At 48.6% G+C, this 3,587-nt stretch carries 2 tRNA genes and 2 rRNA genes; all 4 read right to left on the reverse strand.

The features are described from left to right. Positions 1-27: 27 nt before the first annotated feature. A tRNA-Thr gene (locus tag OZD64_RS00130) sits at positions 28-100 on the reverse strand. 56 nt (positions 101-156) lie between these two features. Beyond that, a tRNA-Asn gene (locus OZD64_RS00135) sits at positions 157-229 on the reverse strand. Between the two features lie 6 nt (positions 230-235). After that, a 5S ribosomal RNA gene (rrf, locus tag OZD64_RS00140) occupies positions 236-352 on the reverse strand. Positions 353-424: 72 nt separating this feature from the next. Further along, a 23S ribosomal RNA gene (locus tag OZD64_RS00145) occupies positions 425-3,341 on the reverse strand. Positions 3,342-3,587 lie beyond the last annotated feature (246 nt).

Consider the following 3,587-nt stretch of genomic DNA (forward strand, 5'->3'; position numbering starts at 1 on the left):
CATTAAGAATGAATAAAACAAGATTTATGCCGGCTGCAGGATTTGAACCTGTGACCCTCGGTTTACGATACCGATGCTCTACCAGCTGAGCTAAGCCGGCAAAATGACGATAAATTAAAAGTGCTAACGGCAATTGTTGTTAGCACTCGGACATAGCTCCGGCAGGCGGGCTCGAACCGTCGACAACCTGATTAACAGTCAGGTGCTCTACCAACTGAGCTATGCCGGAATAATCGCGTGGCAACGTCCTACCCTTGCAGGGGGCGATCCCCCAACTACTCTTGGCGTGCTGAAGCTTAACTTCTGTGTTCGGCATGGGAACAGGTGTATCCTTCAGGCTTTCGCCACCACACTTAGAAAGAACTTCGTTCTCTCAAAACTAGATAATATCTTCTCTGCCCGATTAACTTCCACTTCTTTTTGCTTGGTTAAGTCCTCGACCGATTAGTATTAGTCCGCTTCACGTATCACTACGCTTCCACTTCTAACCTATCTACCTGATCATCTTTCAGGGGTCTTACTTCCATAAAGGAATGGGAAATCTCATCTCGAGGCGAGTTTCACACTTAGATGCTTTCAGCGTTTATCTCGTCCATACATAGCTACCCAGCTGTGCGCCTGGCGGCGCAACTGGTACACCAGCGGTATGTCCATCCCGGTCCTCTCGTACTAGGGATAGCTCCTCTCAAATTTCCTGCGCCCGCGACGGATAGGGACCGAACTGTCTCACGACGTTCTGAACCCAGCTCGCGTACCGCTTTAATGGGCGAACAGCCCAACCCTTGGGACCAACTACAGCCCCAGGATGCGATGAGCCGACATCGAGGTGCCAAACCTCCCCGTCGATGTGAACTCTTGGGGGAGATAAGCCTGTTATCCCCAGGGTAGCTTTTATCCGTTGAGCGATGGCCCTTCCATATGGTACCACCGGATCACTAAGCCCGACTTTCGTCCCTGCTCGACCTGTATGTCTCGCAGTCAAGCTCCCTTCTGCCTTTACACTCTATGAATGATTTCCAACCATTCTGAGGGAACCTTTGGGCGCCTCCGTTACTATTTGGGAGGCGACCGCCCCAGTCAAACTGCCAACCAGACACTGTCTCCGAGCACGTTGAGTGCTCAGGGTTAGAGTGTTCACATAGCAAGGGTAGTATCCCAATGACGCCTCCGCCGAAGCTAGCGCTCCGGTTTCAATGGCTCCTACCTATCCTGTACAAGCTGTGCAAACACCCAATATCAAGCTACAGTAAAGCTCCATGGGGTCTTTCCGTCCTGTCGCGGGTAACCTGCTTCTTCACAGGTATCTTAATTTCACCGAGTCTCTCGTTGAGACAGTGCCCAGATCGTTACGCCTTTCGTGCGGGTCGGAACTTACCCGACAAGGAATTTCGCTACCTTAGGACCGTTATAGTTACGGCCGCCGTTTACTGGGGCTTCATTTCGGAGCTTCGCCGAAGCTAACTCTTCCACTTAACCTTCCAGCACCGGGCAGGCGTCAGCCCCTATACGTCATCTTACGATTTTGCAGAAACCTGTGTTTTTGATAAACAGTCGTCTGGGCCTCTTCACTGCGGCTGTCCGTTAGGACAGCACCCCTTCTTCCGAAGTTACGGGGTCATTTTGCCGAGTTCCTTAACGAGAGTTCTCTCGCTCACCTGAGGATACTCTCCTCGACTACCTGTGTCGGTTTGCGGTACGGGTAGTTATTAACTCGCTAGAAGCTTTTCTCGGCAGCGTGACATCAGTTGCTTCCCTACTATAATTTCGGTCCTCATCGTCGCTTGTCAACGCGATCAAAAGCATTTCTCTCTTGACCTGACTTACGACTTGAACATCCATATCCATCAGGATGCACAACTTAGCCTTCTGCGTTCCTCCATCACTCAAACGTTAATAACTAGTACAGGAATCTCAACCTGTTATCCATCGTCTACGCCTCTCGGCCTCGACTTAGGTCCCGACTAACCCTGGGTGGACGAGCCTTCCCCAGGAAACCTTAGTCATTCGGTGAATCAGATTCTCACTGATTTTTCGCTACTCATACCGGCATTCTCACTTCTAAGCGCTCCACTAGTCCTTACGGTCTAGCTTCGTTGCCCTTAGAACGCTCTCCTATCACGCGACAAAGTCGCGTCCACAGTCTCGGTAATATGCTTAGCCCCGGTAAATTTTCGGCGCAGAATCACTCGACTAGTGAGCTATTACGCACTCTTTAAATGGTGGCTGCTTCTGAGCCAACATCCTAGTTGTCTATGCAACTCCACCGCCTTTTCCACTTAGCATATATTTAGGGACCTTAACTGGTGGTCTGGGCTGTTCCCCTTTCGACGATGGATCTTATCACTCATCGTCTGACTCCCGGATATAAATCAATGGTATTCGGAGTTTATCTGAACTTAGTAATCCAAGACGGACCCCTTGTCCAAACAGTGGCTCTACCTCCATGATTCTAAATCCGAGGCTAACCCTAAAGCTATTTCGGAGAGAACCAGCTATCTCCAAGTTCGTTTGGAATTTCACCGCTATCCACACCTCATCCCAGCACTTTTCAACGTACACGGGTTCGGACCTCCGGTGCGTATTACCGCACTTTCATCCTGGACATGGATAGATCACCTGGTTTCGGGTCTATGGCAACATACTTCAACGCCCTATTCAGACTCGCTTTCGCTTCGGCTCCGCTTTTTCAGCTTAACCTTGCATGCAACTATAACTCGCCGGTTCATTCTACAAGAGGCACGCTATCACCCTTAAATGGGCTCTAACTGCTTGTAGGCACATGGTTGCAGGAACTATTTCACTCCCCTTCCGGGGTGCTTTTCACCTTTCCCTCACGGTACTGGTTCACTATCGGTCACTAGGTAGTATTTAGCCTTGGGAGATGGTCCTCCCGGCTTCCGACGACGTTTCACGTGTGTCGCCGTACTCAGGATCCTGAACTGAGGGAATCTGATTTCGTCTACTGGGCTATCACCATCTATGGCTCAGCTTCCCAACTGATTCGACTATCAGATTCTTTTGTAACTCAAATGTTCAGTCCTACAACCCCGACCAGTAAACTGGTCGGTTTGGGCTGTTCCCCGTTCGCTCGCCGCTACTTAGGGAATCGAAATTTTTTTCTACTCCTGCGGGTACTTAGATGTTTCAGTTCCCCGCGTTTACCGCACGACAGCTATGAATTCACTGTCGTGCAACCATCGACTAAGATGATTGGGTTTCCCCATTCGGAAATCTCCGGATCAAAGCTTACGTACAGCTCCCCGAAGCATATCGGTGTTAGTTCCGTCCTTCATCGGCTCCTAGTACCAAGGCATTCACCATGCGCCCTTAATAACTTAACCTGCATCACTTCGTGATGTAAGTTATTGAGTATTTGCGATTTAAACTATTTTAAAAAACTCAAATAACGTAGTGGTTATTTCTCGGTTAAAATTATAATTAAAATATAATTAATACAGAAAATAATATTATCTAGTTTTCAAAGAACAAAGTATTGAGAGTAAAACTCTCAAAACTAAACAAGACTTTAATTGTGTAAGGTTTCCGAATTTTTCCTTAGAAAGGAGGTGATCCAGCCGCAGGTTCTC

The sequence above is a fragment of the Wolbachia endosymbiont of Drosophila tristis genome, from assembly GCF_028981745.1.
In the GTDB taxonomy this organism is placed as follows: Bacteria; Pseudomonadota; Alphaproteobacteria; order Rickettsiales; family Anaplasmataceae; genus Wolbachia; species Wolbachia pipientis.